Origin of the sequence: Rhodopirellula halodulae, from assembly GCF_020966775.1 — a bacterium.
In the GTDB taxonomy this organism is placed as follows: Bacteria; Planctomycetota; Planctomycetia; order Pirellulales; family Pirellulaceae; genus Rhodopirellula; species Rhodopirellula halodulae.
In genome coordinates this window covers 1226582-1242641 of record NZ_JAJKFV010000029.1, presented here as the reverse complement: position 1 = coordinate 1242641, position 16060 = coordinate 1226582, and the positions used below count along the sequence as shown (strand labels likewise).

General features: G+C 56.4%; 15 protein-coding genes. 7 read left to right on the top strand and 8 right to left on the bottom strand.

The window, feature by feature from the left end; all coding sequences use genetic code 11:
• Positions 1-4: 4 nt before the first annotated feature.
• Positions 5-361 (bottom strand): 50S ribosomal protein L20, encoded by a 357-nt coding sequence (rplT, locus tag LOC70_RS17460; RefSeq protein ID WP_007332030.1) that lies wholly within the window; start codon positions 359-361, stop codon positions 5-7.
• Positions 362-519: 158 nt separating this feature from the next.
• Positions 520-726 carry a 50S ribosomal protein L35 gene (gene rpmI / locus LOC70_RS17455; RefSeq protein WP_230255270.1) on the bottom strand — a complete coding sequence of 69 codons (207 nt, stop codon included), beginning with the start codon at positions 724-726 and terminating at the stop codon, positions 520-522.
• A gap of 481 nt (positions 727-1207) precedes the next feature.
• Between rpmI and LOC70_RS17450 the strand changes: the two genes are divergently transcribed.
• On the top strand, positions 1208-2245 hold the full coding sequence (locus LOC70_RS17450) for an outer membrane protein assembly factor BamB family protein (protein ID WP_230255269.1): 1038 nt from the start codon (positions 1208-1210) through the stop codon (positions 2243-2245).
• 27 nt (positions 2246-2272) lie between these two features.
• Here the strand turns inward: LOC70_RS17450 and LOC70_RS17445 are convergent, their stop codons facing one another.
• The gene (locus tag LOC70_RS17445) at positions 2273-2716 is read right to left on the bottom strand and encodes a response regulator (protein ID WP_230255268.1); all 444 of its coding nucleotides are present in this window, start codon (positions 2714-2716) and stop codon (positions 2273-2275) included.
• A 179-nt stretch (positions 2717-2895) separates the two neighbouring features.
• Between LOC70_RS17445 and LOC70_RS17440 the strand changes: the two genes are divergently transcribed.
• Together LOC70_RS17440 and feoB are read left to right on the top strand one after the other, a co-directional pair.
• Positions 2896-3378: a FeoA family protein gene (locus LOC70_RS17440; protein ID WP_315857275.1), complete on the top strand. Its 483-nt coding sequence runs from the start codon at positions 2896-2898 to the stop codon at positions 3376-3378.
• Complete coding sequence (gene feoB / locus LOC70_RS17435) at positions 3375-5390, top strand: ferrous iron transporter B (RefSeq protein WP_230255267.1); 2016 nt, start codon at positions 3375-3377, stop codon at positions 5388-5390. The genes LOC70_RS17440 and feoB overlap by 4 nt, the downstream gene beginning before the upstream one ends.
• Here feoB and LOC70_RS17430 read toward each other — a convergent pair.
• From LOC70_RS17430 to LOC70_RS17415, 4 genes are all read right to left on the bottom strand, one after another.
• Positions 5383-6885: an MlaD family protein gene (locus tag LOC70_RS17430; RefSeq protein WP_230255266.1), complete on the bottom strand. Its 1503-nt coding sequence runs from the start codon at positions 6883-6885 to the stop codon at positions 5383-5385. The genes feoB and LOC70_RS17430 overlap by 8 nt on opposite strands.
• A gap of 3 nt (positions 6886-6888) precedes the next feature.
• Entirely contained in the window at positions 6889-7851 is a 963-nt protein-coding gene (locus LOC70_RS17425) for an ABC transporter ATP-binding protein (protein WP_390889052.1), read from the bottom strand.
• A complete protein-coding gene (locus LOC70_RS17420) occupies positions 7851-8741 on the bottom strand; it encodes an MlaE family ABC transporter permease (protein WP_306796780.1) in 891 nt (296 codons plus the stop codon). The genes LOC70_RS17425 and LOC70_RS17420 overlap by 1 nt, the downstream gene beginning before the upstream one ends.
• A 178-nt stretch (positions 8742-8919) precedes the next feature.
• Positions 8920-10695: a hypothetical protein gene (locus LOC70_RS17415; protein ID WP_230255264.1), complete on the bottom strand. Its 1776-nt coding sequence runs from the start codon at positions 10693-10695 to the stop codon at positions 8920-8922.
• A 495-nt stretch (positions 10696-11190) separates the two neighbouring features.
• On the opposite strand from LOC70_RS17415, the gene LOC70_RS17410 reads away from it, so the two are divergent.
• Genes LOC70_RS17410 through LOC70_RS17395 form a run of 4 tightly spaced genes read left to right on the top strand, consistent with a single transcriptional unit; the run spans position 11191 to position 14705 of the window.
• Complete coding sequence (locus LOC70_RS17410) at positions 11191-11982, top strand: polysaccharide deacetylase family protein (protein ID WP_230255263.1); 792 nt, start codon at positions 11191-11193, stop codon at positions 11980-11982.
• Positions 11983-12020: 38 nt separating this feature from the next.
• Positions 12021-13223 carry a glycosyltransferase family 4 protein gene (locus LOC70_RS17405; protein ID WP_230256184.1) on the top strand — a complete coding sequence of 401 codons (1203 nt, stop codon included), beginning with the start codon at positions 12021-12023 and terminating at the stop codon, positions 13221-13223.
• A 13-nt stretch (positions 13224-13236) separates the two neighbouring features.
• Positions 13237-13842, top strand: a complete 606-nt coding sequence (locus LOC70_RS17400; protein WP_230255262.1) for a lysophospholipid acyltransferase family protein — start codon at positions 13237-13239, stop codon at positions 13840-13842.
• Between the two features lie 2 nt (positions 13843-13844).
• Complete coding sequence (locus LOC70_RS17395) at positions 13845-14705, top strand: hypothetical protein (protein ID WP_230255261.1); 861 nt, start codon at positions 13845-13847, stop codon at positions 14703-14705.
• 15 nt (positions 14706-14720) lie between these two features.
• On the opposite strand, the gene LOC70_RS17390 is transcribed toward LOC70_RS17395, so the two are convergent.
• Positions 14721-16058, bottom strand: coding sequence for a MauE/DoxX family redox-associated membrane protein (locus tag LOC70_RS17390; protein ID WP_230255260.1), 1338 nt, complete (start codon positions 16056-16058; stop codon positions 14721-14723).
• Positions 16059-16060: the final 2 nt, after the last annotated feature.

Sequence of the window (16060 nt, the reverse complement as noted above, 5' to 3'; positions counted from 1 at the left end):
CGACCTAGGCTGCCAGAGTCTCTTTGACCTTGTCGCAAACTTGCTTGAAGCCGGCGGCGTCATGGATCGCCATTTCCGACAACGATTTGCGATCGAGCTGGATTCCAGCTTTGTTCAATCCGTGGATGAACTCGCTGTAACGCAAACCATGTTGCTTCACGGCGGCGTTGATCCGAATAATCCACAGCTTGCGGAATTCACGTTTGCGGACGCGACGGTCACGAAATGCGAACGCGCCCGAACGGAGCAGGGTTTCTTTGACGGTACGCGTCAGATTCCCGCGGCCACCGCGAAAACCTTTGGCTCGTTTGAAAAGACGTTTTTTGGATTGCCGACGTGCGGCACCTTTGGTCGTACGCATCGAATGAAATTCCTAAATGCTGTGGTGATCTTTCGGGTCGTCCTGATTCAGGCCCCGGCAGAAAGCTCGATCAACGCGATCGAGACCAACTCCGAAGTTCCGCCCAACCAGGTGGCCGTGGGATTCCGTGGTGGAAGAAAAAAGAAGGTGTCTGCGGATCAGTAGCTGTTGCCGTTGAGAGCTGCGTGAATGGTAGGTTCCATGCACTCAGCCACTGCGGTGGTTCCACGCAGATTACGACGACGCTTCTTGGACAAACCTTTGGCCAGGTGGCTGGTACCGCTTTGACGGTGCATAGCCTTGCCGGTGGCGGTCAGGCGGAACCGTTTCTTGGTTCCCTTGTGCGTTTTGATTTTGGTTCCCATGAGGGCATCAACACTGGTTGGATGGTGGTTTTCAAAAACGAAGCGAGGAAGCTTATCCAATCGACCGGCAATCTGCTAGGGCGACCGCGGGGTTTCTGCCCAGCTTCCTACCGACACGTGTACCAAACGAGCCAATCCGAGTCCTCAGCATGAAACCTCGGTCCCGAAGCAACACCCGGGCAACACTCGGCGACGAAACCGACTAAGATTCTCACGCACGAACGGCCGAGAAGCTAAAACCGTTCGAAAGCACAGTTCCTGGCGTTCACAATGGGTCCATTTTCTGCAAAGCATCTCGTCTTTGGCAAACGCCTAACAAGGAGCCGCGAGACATCTGCGTCTTGCTTTTCCGTGTCACCGGCCTCGGACCGCATCAGCGTTGCGAGCCCGAACGAGCGGATCGATTGCCCACGCTTCCCTATGCATCGGCCCAGCTCGCCTTTGATCATCCCCCAATTTTTCTGATCCAGAGAATTTGTCCATGAAACAGCCACACACCTGCCCAACCACCCCCACCGGCGTGAACTTCGCGAACTCGTTCTTCAAGAAGGTCGCTGGGCTCGCCGCCGTCATCCTGATCAGCGGTTCACCTGTCTTCGCGGACCAAGCGCCACCGGCTTCTTCACCCCAGAATGACGGACACAAAGTCCTGCTGCACGGCAAAACGGGATTGGTCGTGGTCCAGCCGGACGGTTCCATCAGTTGGCAAATGGACTGGGGTGGAATCCATGATCTGCACCTGTTGCCCAACGGCAACATTCTCACGCGGAAAGGACGAACCGCGGTGGTGGAAATCGATCCAGATACCAAACAGGTGGTCTGGAGCTACAACAGCGCAAAACAAGGCGGCAACACAGGGAAGCGAGTTGAGATCCACGCGTTTGATTTGCTGCCCAACGGTAACGTGATGATTGCGGAATCCGGTGCCGGCCGAATCATCGAGGTCGACCGATCAGGAACCATTCAACATGAGATCCAACTCAGGATCGATCACCCAGATCCGCACTCGGACACTCGATTGGTGCGTCGCTTAGAATCTGGCAACTACTTGGTCGCACACGAAAGAGACGGCAAGGCAAGGGAATACGATCGCTCGGGAAAAGTCGTGTGGGAGTACACGGTACCGATGTTCGGCAAAGAAGCCGCTGGTGGTCACGGCCCGGAAGCCTTTGGAAATCGCCTGTTCGCAGCCATTCGATTGAAGAACGGAAACACCCTGATCGCGTCGGGCAACGGTCACAGTGTTTTGGAAGTCACCCCAGAGAAGCAAATCGTTTGGCAAATTCACCAACATGACTTGCCGGGCATCCAGCTTGCTTGGGTGACCACACTACAAGTGCTAAGCAACGGGAACTACGTCATTGGAAATTGCCACGCCGGCCCGGGACAACCAATCTTGATTGAGATCGAGCCCGCCAGCAAAAAAGTGGTTTGGCAACTCGATCGTTTCGACGACTTTGGAAACAACGTCTCCAACTCACTGGTCATCGACGAGGCGAAGTTCGATTGGCTGCAATGAATCAAGCCTTCGCAGTAGATTCGTCGCTCACGGAATCACGACGATCTGCCAATAAGTTCGCATCAGGTCGTGCAGGTTCTTGCACGCCTCGCCGACGCGAGACTTAAGAATGTATCCAGCGACGTTCTTTTTGTACGCCGCGACGAGATCCATTTCGTGGTCCGAAGTGGTGAGCACGAATACCAAGGTGGAGCTCAACTCCGGATCCCGGCGCACCTCTTCCAGGAACTCCACCCCGTTCATGATGGGCATGTTGAGGTCCAAGAAAACCATTCGATGGCTGCCCACCGACTTGGTGGGATGCTCGCCACGCAGGACCTGAAGAGCTTCCATTCCGTTTTCCGCCACGGTCATCGGGTTGGCGATGCTGTTTTTCTTCAATCCGCGTTCAAATGCCATCACATCGATTTCGTTGTCCTCCACCAACAGGATGTGGACCTCATCCAGGCTCGAAACCGTGGCATTTGACATGAGCATTGAACCTCAACCGATCGCCAACCTTTCGCGACACTCAGCGTGCCAAGCTTCACGACAGGAAGACAAACGATCTAAATAACGAATGGTAGAAAAGAGAACGCAGAACCCCGCAATTCGATGGGTAGCTTATCGGATTCGCGGATTGCACCGAAACGCTCAAACCGATCGTTCTCATGATTTCAAACGGGCCCGTTTTACCCCCAAAAATGGGCCAGCCCGACCAAGTCCAAACACGCTGCCAGTCCGATTTCAACACGCTAGCGCACTGCCACCGGACTGATGCGTCTGCTGACCAAGCATGTGGGCAACCGATCCGTTTAACGCCGCAAATTGTTGCAAATTGGCAAGTTGTCCTACTACACAACTCGAAACCGAAAAACTACAGTAAACGCAAACGAGAATCGTTCTCATCTACAGGTGACAAGTTGATAGCCGAACTCGCTCTGGATCGTTGTGAATCTGCATGTGCGGAAATCATCCGCTTGGATTTGCCGGAGAACTGCGCTGCACGACTGAAAGCTCTCGGCTTGTTCGAAGGGCAATGCGTGCAGCTATCGCGTCGTGGCAATCCGTTGATCCTAAAAGCGGCCGGAAGTCGAATTGCTGTGGCTGGTGAGATTGCACAGCAAATCATTGTCCGGGCGACCGACGGATGAGCATCTCGTCCACTGCGGATACTGACGAAACAAACGACGCCAAAGACCTTCCCGCCTGCCAAGCTCGCGTCGTCGCGATGGTTGGCAACCCAAACGTTGGCAAAACGTCTCTCTTCAATCGCCTGACCAACCTTCTCGCAAAGACATCCAACTTCGCAGGAACGACGGTGGACCGCCGCACAGGGTCCGCCGATCTGGATGAAGGTCAAACCTGTACCCTGGTGGATTTACCGGGGATGTACTCGCTGACCGCGTCGTCGCCTGAGGAACAGGTCGCACGATCGTTCATCACCGGCGAATCGGAATCCCCACCCGAAGCTGTGTTGGTGGTGGTCGATGCCACGAATCTCCAACGAAGCTTGGCGGTTGCTCGCGAAGCCATTCAGTGCGGGCGGCCAACCTTGGTCGCGGTCAACATGGTGGAACTGGCGCGCAAAAGCGGCACGACGGTCGACTTGGAAGTGCTGCAAAACAAATTGGGTTGCCCCGTGGTGGGTGTGTCCGCACGCACCGGCGAAGGCGTCACCGAACTGAAAGCTCAACTGCGCGACCTGTTGCAACCTCGGAAGCTGGTGGTGCTCGGTGCTGAAGCCGCCGCTGGATCCGTCGACTGCGATGCTTGTGGAACCTGTCCGTTTGCCGACGGGCACCGCTGGGCCTCGACCTTGGCCAGCGAGAGCACCGGTTCTCGGTTTGTGGCGTCCGAGGAATGGACCGACCGCGTGGACAAACTCACCACGCATCGCTTCCTCGGACCAATCGTTTTTGCCGCCGTCATGATCGCCGCATTTGCGTCGGTCTTTTACTTGGCGGCCTATCCCATGGATTGGCTGGACGCGAGCTTTGGGTGGCTGATCGAAACCGTTGGCGGGCTGTTACCAGCAGGCGACTTCAACAGTTTGGTCACGGATGGGATCCTCGCGGGCATTGGCGGCGTGGTGATCTTCTTGCCACAAATCTGCATTCTGTTCTTCATGCTGGCCATCCTGGAAGATTCGGGCTATCTCTCACGCGCCGTGGTGGTGATTGACCAATGGATGCGCCGAGTGGGATTGCCCGGCCAGGCTTTCGTGCCTTTGCTCGCGGCTCACGCTTGTGCCATCCCCGCGATCATGTCGACCAAAGTGATCTCGAACCGACGGGACCGATTGGCGGCAATCATGGTCATTCCGTTGATGACCTGTTCAGCTCGTCTGCCGGTCTACACCATGGTCGCGGCATTGCTGTTCCCCTCCAGCCCCTGGCTGGCCGCGTTGCTGTTTGCTTCCGCCTATGCGCTCGGCATGCTCGCGGCTTTTGTCGTCGCTTGGATGTTGAAACGATCGATTCTGCCCGGTGAAGCGGCCCCATTGATCTTGGACTTGCCTCCTTACCGCACGCCGTCCTTGAGCAATGCGATTCGGCACGCTTACGAACGCGGCTGGATGTTTTTGAGAGACGCTGGCACGGTCATTTTGGTGATCAGCATTGTGATTTGGGTCTTGTCGACTTACCCAAAACTTTCCGACGAGACCTTTACCGAACAGATCCAAACCGCTGGCCTGTCCGCTGAAACTCTTGATGAAGCGGAATTAGAAAACCGGCGTTCGCTGGCGGCACAAGAGTACGCCGTGATCGGACGAATGGGAAAATTCGTCCAGCCCGTTTTCGAGCCTCTCGGGTTCGATTGGAAGATCAGCGTGGGCGTAATGACCAGCTTCGCGGCTCGTGAAGTCGTTGTTTCGACATTGAGCATTCTGTACGGACTCGGCCCCGAACCAGAGGACGAATCGTCGCTGCACGATCGTTTGTTGTCGGCCACGGACGCCAGCGGCAACCCGGTGTTCACGACAGCAACGTGTGTGAGCTTGCTGGTGTTCTTTGTTCTGGCGATGCAGTGCTTGCCCACTCAAGCGGTGACCAAGAAAGAAACCGGATCGTGGGGCTGGGCGATTTTCCAGTTCGGCTACATGACGGTGCTCGCCTACGTCGCCGCGTTGATTGCCTACCAAGCCGTTTCGCGGATCACTTGAATCCCATTCCGTTGGGTCGGCTGGTGATCGCACCGCGAACGCCGAGCTGACGTGGGTCCCGAGCAATCTTGTCCGAGAACACACGAACGTCGTCCAGGATCGGTCGCAATCGCGCCGACGCGGCCTCGATGTTTTGAACCGTGCGTTGAACCTGGTAGTACAACTCTTCGTCTTCCAGCAACCGTCGCACGGTTCCCTCGCTGCCGTTGAGCGTCCTTCCAAACGTGTCGAGCTGGATCAACGCGTTGTCCACATTGGCCAAGCTCACCAACACAGCTTCGATCAACTCATCTCCCCGTTCACCCAATGGCTCGGTGAACGCCTCGATGTTCTGTGCGGTCCCTTCGAAGCTCTTGGCCGTACTACGCACACTCTTGAGAGTTGACTGAAGTTCGCTTGCGGTTTGAGCCAACGCGTCTTCCGCAACGACGCCGACTTGCTCGAACTGCCCACCAACGTCTCGAAAAGTCTCAAACGTCTGGCGAGCATCCTCCAACGTGACTTTCACCTCATCCAAAACGCCCGGCAACCGATCGACCGTCTCGCCAACGTTTCTTTGAATCTGTGGGTCACCAATGATGGATCGCACGTCACGCACCAGGAAACCAAATTCCTTGACCGCTTGCGACGCATCGGCTGCCAACTGAGTGATAGTGGGTGGTGTTTGGAAGCCAGGTTGCCCTGGCACCGGCGTCCCAAGTTGAGGTGTAAAACCAGGCGGCTGTGTGAATCCCTGTTGTGGAACGGCTTGCTGCATCGCGACCGTTTGAATCACACCTTCGGGGCTGCCATGTTGCGAGGACACGTGCTGAGCAAATGCGACGGGGCGAGCCCACTTCGGTGCGGGTGCCATCGATTGTGGAAAGCCACCCATGGGAACACTTGGAGTTCCACGGCCGCTGCTCGGGGCAATCCCAATCACGCCCCGAACGTCTCGGACCAAGCCCTTGATGTCGCTGCCGATGTCTTGGATGGCATCGCCCGCTCCGCGAACGCTTTGGAAGGTGGAAACCAATTCATCTTCCATCCCAAAGATCAGCGTGAACGGATCTTCGAGCTTCTTTCCGTGCTGGAACAACTCTTCGTCGGTGTAAGGCTGATCAATCAGATCTTTGTTGTTGTCGTACAGCTTTGCCAGTTCACGCTGATCAGCTTTTCGAAACTCTAATTTTGAATCTCCGGTGATCAATGAACCGATCCCAATTTGAGGGATGTATTCGTGGGTCATCTTGATGCTCTCGTCCATCGACAACGCCAAGATGACGCCACCTTCTTCCTTCAGCTGAATTGCATCGACCCGCCCAACTTTCACGCCGTCGCGAAAGACGGGTGCGTTGACGTTGATCCCGTCCGCCGATTGAAAATAGACCAGTAGCGTGTACTCGCTGTTCAAAATCGCGGGAAAGGCGCCGAACAAAAATGTCAGAATCACGGCGATCCCAATGGCCGCAATGACCAACACGCCCACACCAAAACGAAGTCTGCTGTCATCCATGGTTCAAGCCATCCCCTGATTCATTTCGCGAATGCGATCACCAGCTTCGCCGCGGACAAATTGACGGACGCGTCGATCCTCCGCGTGCTCCAGTTGGCTCGGAGGTGCATCAAAAAGAATTTGTGACTGATCCGAATTCAGTCGGCGTCGCGGATAGAACATCATCACTCGGTCCGCCACCTTCCGCGCGGTATGCATGTCGTGAGTGACCACAATGCTGGTCACGGGATACAGCCGACGCGTGTGCAAAATCAACTCGTTGATCACATCACTCATGATGGGATCCAACCCGGTTGTTGGTTCGTCGTAAACGATCAACTCCGGCCGTAAAACCAATGCTCGTGCCAATCCCACACGTTTCTGCATCCCGCCGGATAATTCCGCCGGACGCTTGTAGATCACTTCTTCAGGCAAACCGACTTCGGCCAAGTGTTGTCGCACTCGGTCGTTGACTTCCTCTTCGTCCGTGTCCTCTTCGTTTTGCCGAATGGGAAACGCGACGTTGTCAAAGATGTTCATGCTGTCAAAGAGAGCCGCATGCTGAAACACAAACCCGAATCGTCTTCGAGTCACGGCCAGCTCGGCCGGAGTCAGCGATGCCAGATCCACACCGTCGAAAAGCACTCGGCCCACGGTCGGCTGCACAAGCGCCACAATGGACTTCATGAAAACCGTCTTGCCGCAACCGCTCTCGCCGATCACTGCGACGGTTTGCCCGCGTTGAATCTCGCAGTCAATGTCCTTCAGGATGGTCTGCCCTTCAAACGACACCGTTAAGTTTCGGACCTCGACCAAAGGCTGCTGTTCCGTCGCGACGGTCGACGCATCGTCATGCTCGTCAACCTGCGATGCAGCCTCGGACGAAACCGACTGCGTGGCATCATCTTCGAGGTGATCACTTTCGAAACGATCGGGCTCGAACGAATCCTGTTCGAACGGATCGGTTGGTTGTTGTGACTCGTTCACTAAAACAGACTCGTGCCTTCAGGGTAGAAACTGAAATACACCCAGTCCAAAACGATGTTCAGGAACAGGTCGATCGCAAGGATCATCACGAACGAATACACGAACGCTTCCGTCGCAGCTTTTCCAACGCCCTCCGCTCCGGGCTGACAATTGAATCCGCGGTAGCAACTGATGATGGCAATCACACCACCGAAGAAAACACTTTTAAAAATCCCATTGAACAAATCGAATGCCACCACACCTTCTCGCGAATGGTGCAAGTAAGCGGCTCGGTCGATTCCTAGAATGATCACGCTGTAAAAGTAGCCGCCGACGATGCCCATGAAGTCCGCCACGATCGTCAAAGCGGGGATCAAGAACAAACACGCCATGAATCGCGGCACGACCAAATAATGGATCGGGTCCGCTCCCATCGTGGTCAGTGCGTCGATTTGTTCCGTGACGCGCATGGTGCCCAAGACGGCCGCCATCGCTCCGCCGACTCGTCCCGCCAACATGGTTGCCGCCAGCACCGGTCCGAGTTCACGGACCAACGACGTGTTGATGACCACCCCGAGATGCGTTTCCAAACCAATCGCATGAAATTGGTAGTAGCTCTGCACGGCCAACACCATTCCGATGAAGGATCCGGTCAACGCAACCACCGGCAAACTCAACACACCGACTTGGTAAAAGTTAATGAGCACGGTGTCACGACGAGGCATGCGAGTGAACATCCACACCAGCATCTGCCAGGTGAACACCGCCAAATCACCGACGGAGGTCACTCCGCCGACAACGGCCGTTCCCCACTGCATAATCCAACGCCGCATAGGCGTGTCGATTGGCACGTCCGGCTTGGACGTCCTCACACGCAACACGGACTCGGTCGTGGACTGCTGCTCCGACATCTCGACGAATTCAAACTCGGGGCAAGGACAAAACAAAACATCTCGGGAAGCCAACCGAAGTCATGCGACGTGCCATGTCGGCGCACCGGTTCCCCGAACAGTCTTGTTTATCGGTCAGCCAAACCGGAGGGATCAGTCAAACTTTGCGGATGAGCGAAAGTTCGACGGCCAGTCCCGCTCAGGCGGCGCGGCCACTTCGCTTGAGCTGTTTCCGCACGCGACGGCGTTCCGCTTTGCTCATGCTGGACCAATCGATGTCGTCTTCATTCAATTCCTCTTCCTCAAAGGAATCGTCGTTGGCCGAGGGCTGCGCACTGCGATCAGAATTTCGCGGTTCATGCGAGGCTTCCGCCTGCGACTCGTCTTCATCATCATCGGTGCCGTCATCCGACTTTGCTTGACGACGGAGCGACGGGAACTTTAGCCCGAAACGTCGTTTCTTCGGCTTCGTTTCCTCAGCTTCGCTGTCAGAGGACTCCTCGGCGACTGACACATCATCTGACGCGGACTCGCTAGCATCAGCCGACTCCTTGCGTTTCTTCCAAGTTGGCAACCAGCGGCGTTTTGGTTTTGCTTCTGCCTTCGGTTCGTCAAGATCAGCCGACGCGAGTTCTTCGTTTGTTTCGACCTGCTCTTCCGCTTCGTTCTCAGAAGAGTCCGTCATTGATTTACCCCGACGAGCCCAGAACTTCCATTTCGACGGCTTCGAATCGCCCGGATCTGCGTTGCCATCTTCAGCGACAGCCCCAACTTGGTCTTCTCGCGAATCGACCTCCTGCGAAGATTCGTCCGTGGCTTCTGTTTTTTCGGCGGACTTCGCGGAGCGTTGCCAGAAACGTCGTTTGCGAGCCGGTGGTTGAACATCGTCGGTCTCATTCTCGGCAGGTGCTTCTTCCACTTCCTCCCGAGCTACCTTTTCCGCGGCAACATTCTTCGTGGCGACCCTGCGGGCCGGAGCTGACTCTTCTGATTTGTCTTCCGTTTCCGAAGGATTGGCCTTCTCCGGCTTGGTCCGTTTGACCGGTTTCGCCCGCTTCGTCCATTCGACCATGCCTTCCCACTGTTCATTGGAAGCCATCCGAATTCGGGTCGCCATCGAAGGCGGTCGCTGGATCCCGCGTACATCCATGAACAACGTTCGCAGGTACATCACCGTGGCGCAAAACCAACACGCTGATGCGACCAGCATCGCGGACGTGAACGCGGTCCACTTCCAGGGTGAATCGATGGCAATCAAATTCCAATTCTCTGCGACCGGCAATAGAGCCGCCGCCCAACCGGCCATCATCCAACCGGCTGCGATGCGTTGCTTCCAAAGTTCAGCGGTCGTTCGCAGAAACATCACCGCACCACCGACAGTCAACAGAAGCTTGACCCAATCACTGCCGGACAATGCCACTCGCTTGCCCAACAGCCATTCGGTGATCCCGCCCAATAACTCAATCAAAGGCACCATGGTGGCGACGCTACCGAGCATCGCCATCGCGGTCACCAAACGCCACAATCGATAGTGCCCCTGAAAATCATCGTTGCGATAACGCCGAAGCTGATAGACCAACCAAGACGCTCCCGCGACACCCATCATCAAAACGCTGGTGCAGTAGCGTCCCAAACTGCCACTGGCGTCAATCCGAGTCACAGCCGTGATCGCCGTGCGTTCCGCCAAGGCTGGCCAAGCGATTGACGCGTATTGCAAACCAATCAGGATCGCGGACACGCCAAAGACGATCGCGAAAAGCGCCGTGAGCGCCGAGCGTTGCACCGGCACCAGTGAGAACCATCGTCCGCGCAAGCATCTTCGAACGCGCGAACCATAGGCGACCGCGGGCCGACGAGCTTCTCGCCATTGCTGTTGAACCGCCCGCTGCTTGGCTGTCACGTTCCCTGAGTCGCCGCCAACGGTGGTCAGGATGACACGCCGCCGACGTTCAATTGGACGTCGAGAATGATTCATGACTGGGGCGTATCAAATCCCAGCTTCGCAGAACAACCCACGTTCTCACGCTGGGACTGTTGCGGGCTATCGCGAAACACTGGCAGACATCCAGTCAGTCGGCCCAGCAGGAAACGCCGCTTCGTCGTGCATTGGGCGACCAGAAACGTTTCGCCTCGTTTCACGCTTCCGTTTCCCGGTCGTTTGGACCATCCATGTTTCGGATGTCGCCGAAAAGCGTGCACACCCGAACAGGGGAGTCCCCCTGGGTCACTCGGCATTCGGCACAACCGTCAAAAACGGATCCGCCACAAACCGGAACCGCGTTTAAGTTTCCCACCGGTTTCACGCCATCCCCCTCCACGGCGTAGCGTTTGCCATCGCCCACACCCCCTTCACCCATCCTTGACCACCATGACACTGATCCGCTCCGCTGCGATTTCAACCCGCTTGGCGTTCCAGATGCCGTGGCGTCGGAGACAAGTGAAGCAAATGTGTCGGGACGGCAAAGCGCCCATGTCGGTGCTGTTCTATCATCGCGTGGCGGACTCCATTCCAAACCCATGGACGATCAGCAACCGAGAATTCGAGCGCCAAGTCGACTACTGCCGCGAACACTTTGAGTTGATCTCACTGGAAGAAGTTCAACATCGTTTGGAGTCAGGCCACTCACCTCGACCAACGGCGACTTTCACGTTCGACGACGGCTACGCCGAGAACTGCGCATTCGCGTTGCCACTGTTGATTCGCCACCGAATCCCTTGCACGTACTTCGTCACCACGGCGAACGTCCGAACCGGCGAACCATTTGAACACGACGTACGACGCAACGCGCCACTGCCCATCAATACGGTCGAGCAACTGCGCGCTGCTGCGGACGCGGGGATCGAAATGGGTTTGCACACCGCCAATCACGTCGACTTCAACCAAGTTCGATCGATCGATCATCTGCAACGCGAAATCGTGGACGCCAAAGCCGATCTCGAGTCCATGCTGGATCGTCCCGTTCGCTACTTGGCGGTTCCGTTTGGCATGCCCGAACAAATGCGTCCTGCCGTGCTGCAGACCGCTCGCGACTGCGGACTGATTGGAATCTGCAGTGCCTACGGAGCCTACAACTTGATCGGCGATGACAGCTTTCATATCCGGCGTTTTCACGGCGACCCCGAATTCAATCGTTTCCGCAATTGGTTGACGTTCGACAACCGCAAAAACATCCGTCGGCCCGATTTGCCTACCAGTGACATTCTGGACGATTCGGACGATGAAACACCTGAAGTCACTTACGAAGAATGCCTGTCCACATGAACGCCGCTCAATCGAAACACCGTCGTCCGCTCAAGTGTTTGTTCGTGATCACCAGCATGCCTGTTGGCGGCGCGGAAACTCTGCTCGTCAACTTGATGCGTCGATTCGATCCGGAGCAAGTGGTTCCGGAGGTCGTTTGCTTGAAAGAACCCGGACCGCTCGGCGAAGAGATCTCAGAAGAGTTCCCGGTGCACAGTCACCTGATTGGCGGCAAATACGACATCGCAGTTCTACCGCGACTGGCCTGGCTGTTCCGCCAACGAGAAGCCGACGCGGTCATCACGGTGGGCGCCGGCGACAAAATGTTTTGGGGCAGATTGGCCGCGAAGATAGCTGGCGTTCCGGTCATCGCATCCGCACTGCACTCGACCGGTTGGCCAGATGGTGTTGGACGGTTGAATCGTTTGCTGACCCGGATCACCGACGCGTTCATCGGCGTCGCGGAATCACACGGTGAATTTCTGCGAACGTTCGAGAAATTCCCAGCCGAGAAAGTTTACGTGATTCGCAATGGCGTGGACTGCGATCGGTTTCACCCCGCTGCAGAATGTCGAATCTCGCCTTCGGTAAGAGAAGAACTCGGGTTGCCAAACGACGTCCCGCTGATCGGTTTGGTGGCGGCGTTGCGTAGCGAGAAAAATCACACGATGCTCGTTCAAGCCGCCCGGCGTCTTCGCGATCAACATCCGGATCTTCACACGCTGATCGTCGGTGAGGGCCCGGAGCGAGAAACCATCGAACCACTCATCGCGGAATTGGGACTTTCGGACCGAGTCCACTTGCTCGGCAATCGCAGCGACACACCTCGCCTGCTGGCAGCCATGGACGTCTTCACGCTTTGCTCGTTAAACGAGGCTTCTCCGGTTTCGATTCTAGAAGCCCTCGCCTGCGAGACACCGGTGGTTTCGACCGACGTCGGCTCGATCTCGGAAACCGTGATCCCTGGGCGAACCGGCGAACTGGTTCCCAGCCAAGACCTCGATTCATTCGTGGCCGCCATTGATGCGTTGTTGCGGGATCCTCAGAAACGTTCCTCGATGGGATCCCAAGGTCGCGAATTGGTACAGTCCACAGGCTCGTTGGGTTCGATGGTCACGGGTTACCAAGAACTGGTCCAAGGAATATTCACCCAGAAATCACAACGTCAGTCACGACATTTCGCTCGAACCACCGACCGTTCGTTCGCTGATCGAAAACCAGCATCCGGGCTGAAGGGTGCTTCGAGGGCAACCGCGACCTGAGTAGACTGGTCACATGACATTGACCAGCCATATCATCGTTTTGCTCGCGAAAATGTTCAGTGGCTTCACCGTGCGATGGGTGGATTGCCAACCGGACACTTGCCAACGGATCTATTTCGCCAATCACACCAGCCACCTCGACGCGGTGGTTCTGTGGTCAGCACTTCCCCATGAAATCAGGATGCTGACTCGTCCCGTGGCCGCCAAGGATTACTGGACGGGAAGCTGGTTCAAAGAACACATTGCCCGCAGTTTCAATGCACTGCTGATTGACCGCAAAGAAATCAAAGTCCACAAGAGCCCGATCGACATCATGATCCGGCAAATGGGCGACCTTTACTCGCTGATCGTCTTTCCCGAAGGCAGCCGATCTGCGGGCGAAGAAATGAGCGATTTCAAAAGCGGGCTGTATTACTTGGGAAAAAAGCGCCCCGATTTGGAACTTGTTCCCGTCTATATCGAAAACGTCAACCGTATCCTGCCGCGAGGCGAGGTATTGCCGGTGCCATTGCTATCCTGCATCACGATTGGTGCCCCGATCTTTCTCGAGACCGGTGAACCCAAAGCTGACTTTTTGCGCCGCGCTCGCCAAGCGGTGCTGCAACTCAAGGAAGTCTGATCATGTCGACCGTCGTCAACGATCCGTTTCAATCGGGTTCGCCAACTGACCCCAATCTGGACCCCAACGCACCCAATCCGGCTCCCAAGAAATCAGGGATCGGATGCTTTGTTTGGGGATGCCTGGGCACGCTGCTGCTCGCTGTGGTGGTCATGGTCGGCAGCATGTTTGCTGTTTACTACTTCCTGACCGGACAGGTCGAAAAATACACCGACACCCAACCCGCCGAGATCCCAGTCGTGCAGTGGGATGAAGAACGGTTGGAAGAGCTTCAAAGCCGAATCGACGCGTTCAGCGAACAAGTCCGCCCTGAAGACGAGAACGCGGAGGGTGTCGCCGCAACGACCGACGAGAATGCCACCGAGGAAACGAGTCCCGATGCCGGTGAAACGGTCGCACCACGCGAGTTGCGTTTGACCAGCGAGGAAATCAATGCCCTGATCTCCGCTCAAGGAGACTTGCAAGGGAAAGTTTACGTCGAGATCGAAAACGGCAAACTTCGCGGAAAAGTCACGTTGCCGATGGACCAAATCCCCGGCGGAAAAGGCCGCTACCTCAACGCCGATGCCGAATTCGATGTGTCCATGAGCGATGGTGTTCTGGAGGTTCGTATCACGGATGCCAATGTCAAAGGCGAGCCACTGCCCGAAGCCTTCATGGAAGGTTTCTCGCAGCAGAACCTCGCGAAAGACGTTTACGACGATCCCGAGACCGCAGAGATGCTACGCAAATTTGACTCCATCGAAGTCGTCGACGACGCGATTGTGCTCCGTCTCAGGAACCCGGTTGAAGAAAGCGGCACGGAACCGACGGAACCTCAGCCGACCGAGACAGAAGCGACCTCGGTTGAGGAAGCACCGTAAGCTCTCGGCTCAATTTCAAGGCACGAGCCAGAACGTTTCGCCGGATCGTTGAAACTCGTCCGGCCGCGTCCACCACTGCTCCTCTCGCTGTCCCGTCCAGCGATCCGACGCGGATTGCACCTTCCCACGCATCGCGTTCGCGATGGGATATTTCTGACGAATCGCATCGGTCAGCGCCCACTGATAACGCGATTGAGGCAACGCCGGAACTCCGCGAACCATCAGCGATAGCCGTCCCAACTCCAGGTCGTGCCAATGGTCATCGGCATCGTTCGCCACCGCGGCGGCACGCCAAGGTTCCGGCAATGATTCGATTGCCGATTCGTGAATCTGCAAACTCATGCGACTGTTGTGAGGCGAATACAACGCCCATGACATCCAGTGATCCCAATACCCGCGACGTTCCGTCAACGGCATCACACTCGCAAGAATCACAACGCCCCAGCTCAATCCACCTGCACTCGCCCGAGACACTATTTCAGAGTCATGCTCGGGTCGGACTGCGGGACGGGGACGGAACAGCATCCAAGCCTGAATCGCCATCACCAAGTTCCAAACGATCACTCCGGCACTGTGCCCCAATCCCATGGGTGACAAAACAGCGATCAATCCCAGATGCATGATGATCGCCATCCAAACGCCCACTCGTCGCACGGGCGGCACCGCCAAAGAGGCGGCAACCAGCAACTCAAACGCTGGAAAGCACGCTGCGACGACCAGACGAGTTCGATTGGACCAATCCGAAACGTCCAGCCCCAACCAATTCGTTGGCACCCTCAAAAAGTCTTGGCCGACGGTGTGCAGGAACTGAAAATCAAACTTGCCGATCGCGCTGAAGACATAGACGGTGATCGTCAACCATCGAATGCACCCGAGCGTCGCATCACGCACCGGAGCTGTCGAACCGGCGGACGCGAAACTGAACAACGCCGCGTACAAAATCGTTTGATAGACCCACGGTTGCAAACGATGCTGATCCATCGCAATTAACAAACACAGCGAGATCGCCAAAACTGCCCATCCCGTCCGCGAATTTCGACCGGCGATTGTGAGCGCACAAACGACAACGCTGACAGCAACCAATACCGACGAGAGCCAACCCATGAGGGTTGTTGTCAGTCCCAACAAGGCTGGATCGAACAGCGGCACAGCGGGCAAATCTTCACCCGCCACCCAAGACGACGGCATCCACAATCGAAAAGTGGCCGCCATCAAAGCCAGCAACGCCAGCGCCCAGAACGACTCAAACGCTTTTCGCGTCGCCCCTCGCGTGGGAGCCTCCGATCGAGCCACCGAATCGGGCGACGACGCTGAATCGGACAATTCGCGTTCGTCCTTCACGACGGTTGCCATCA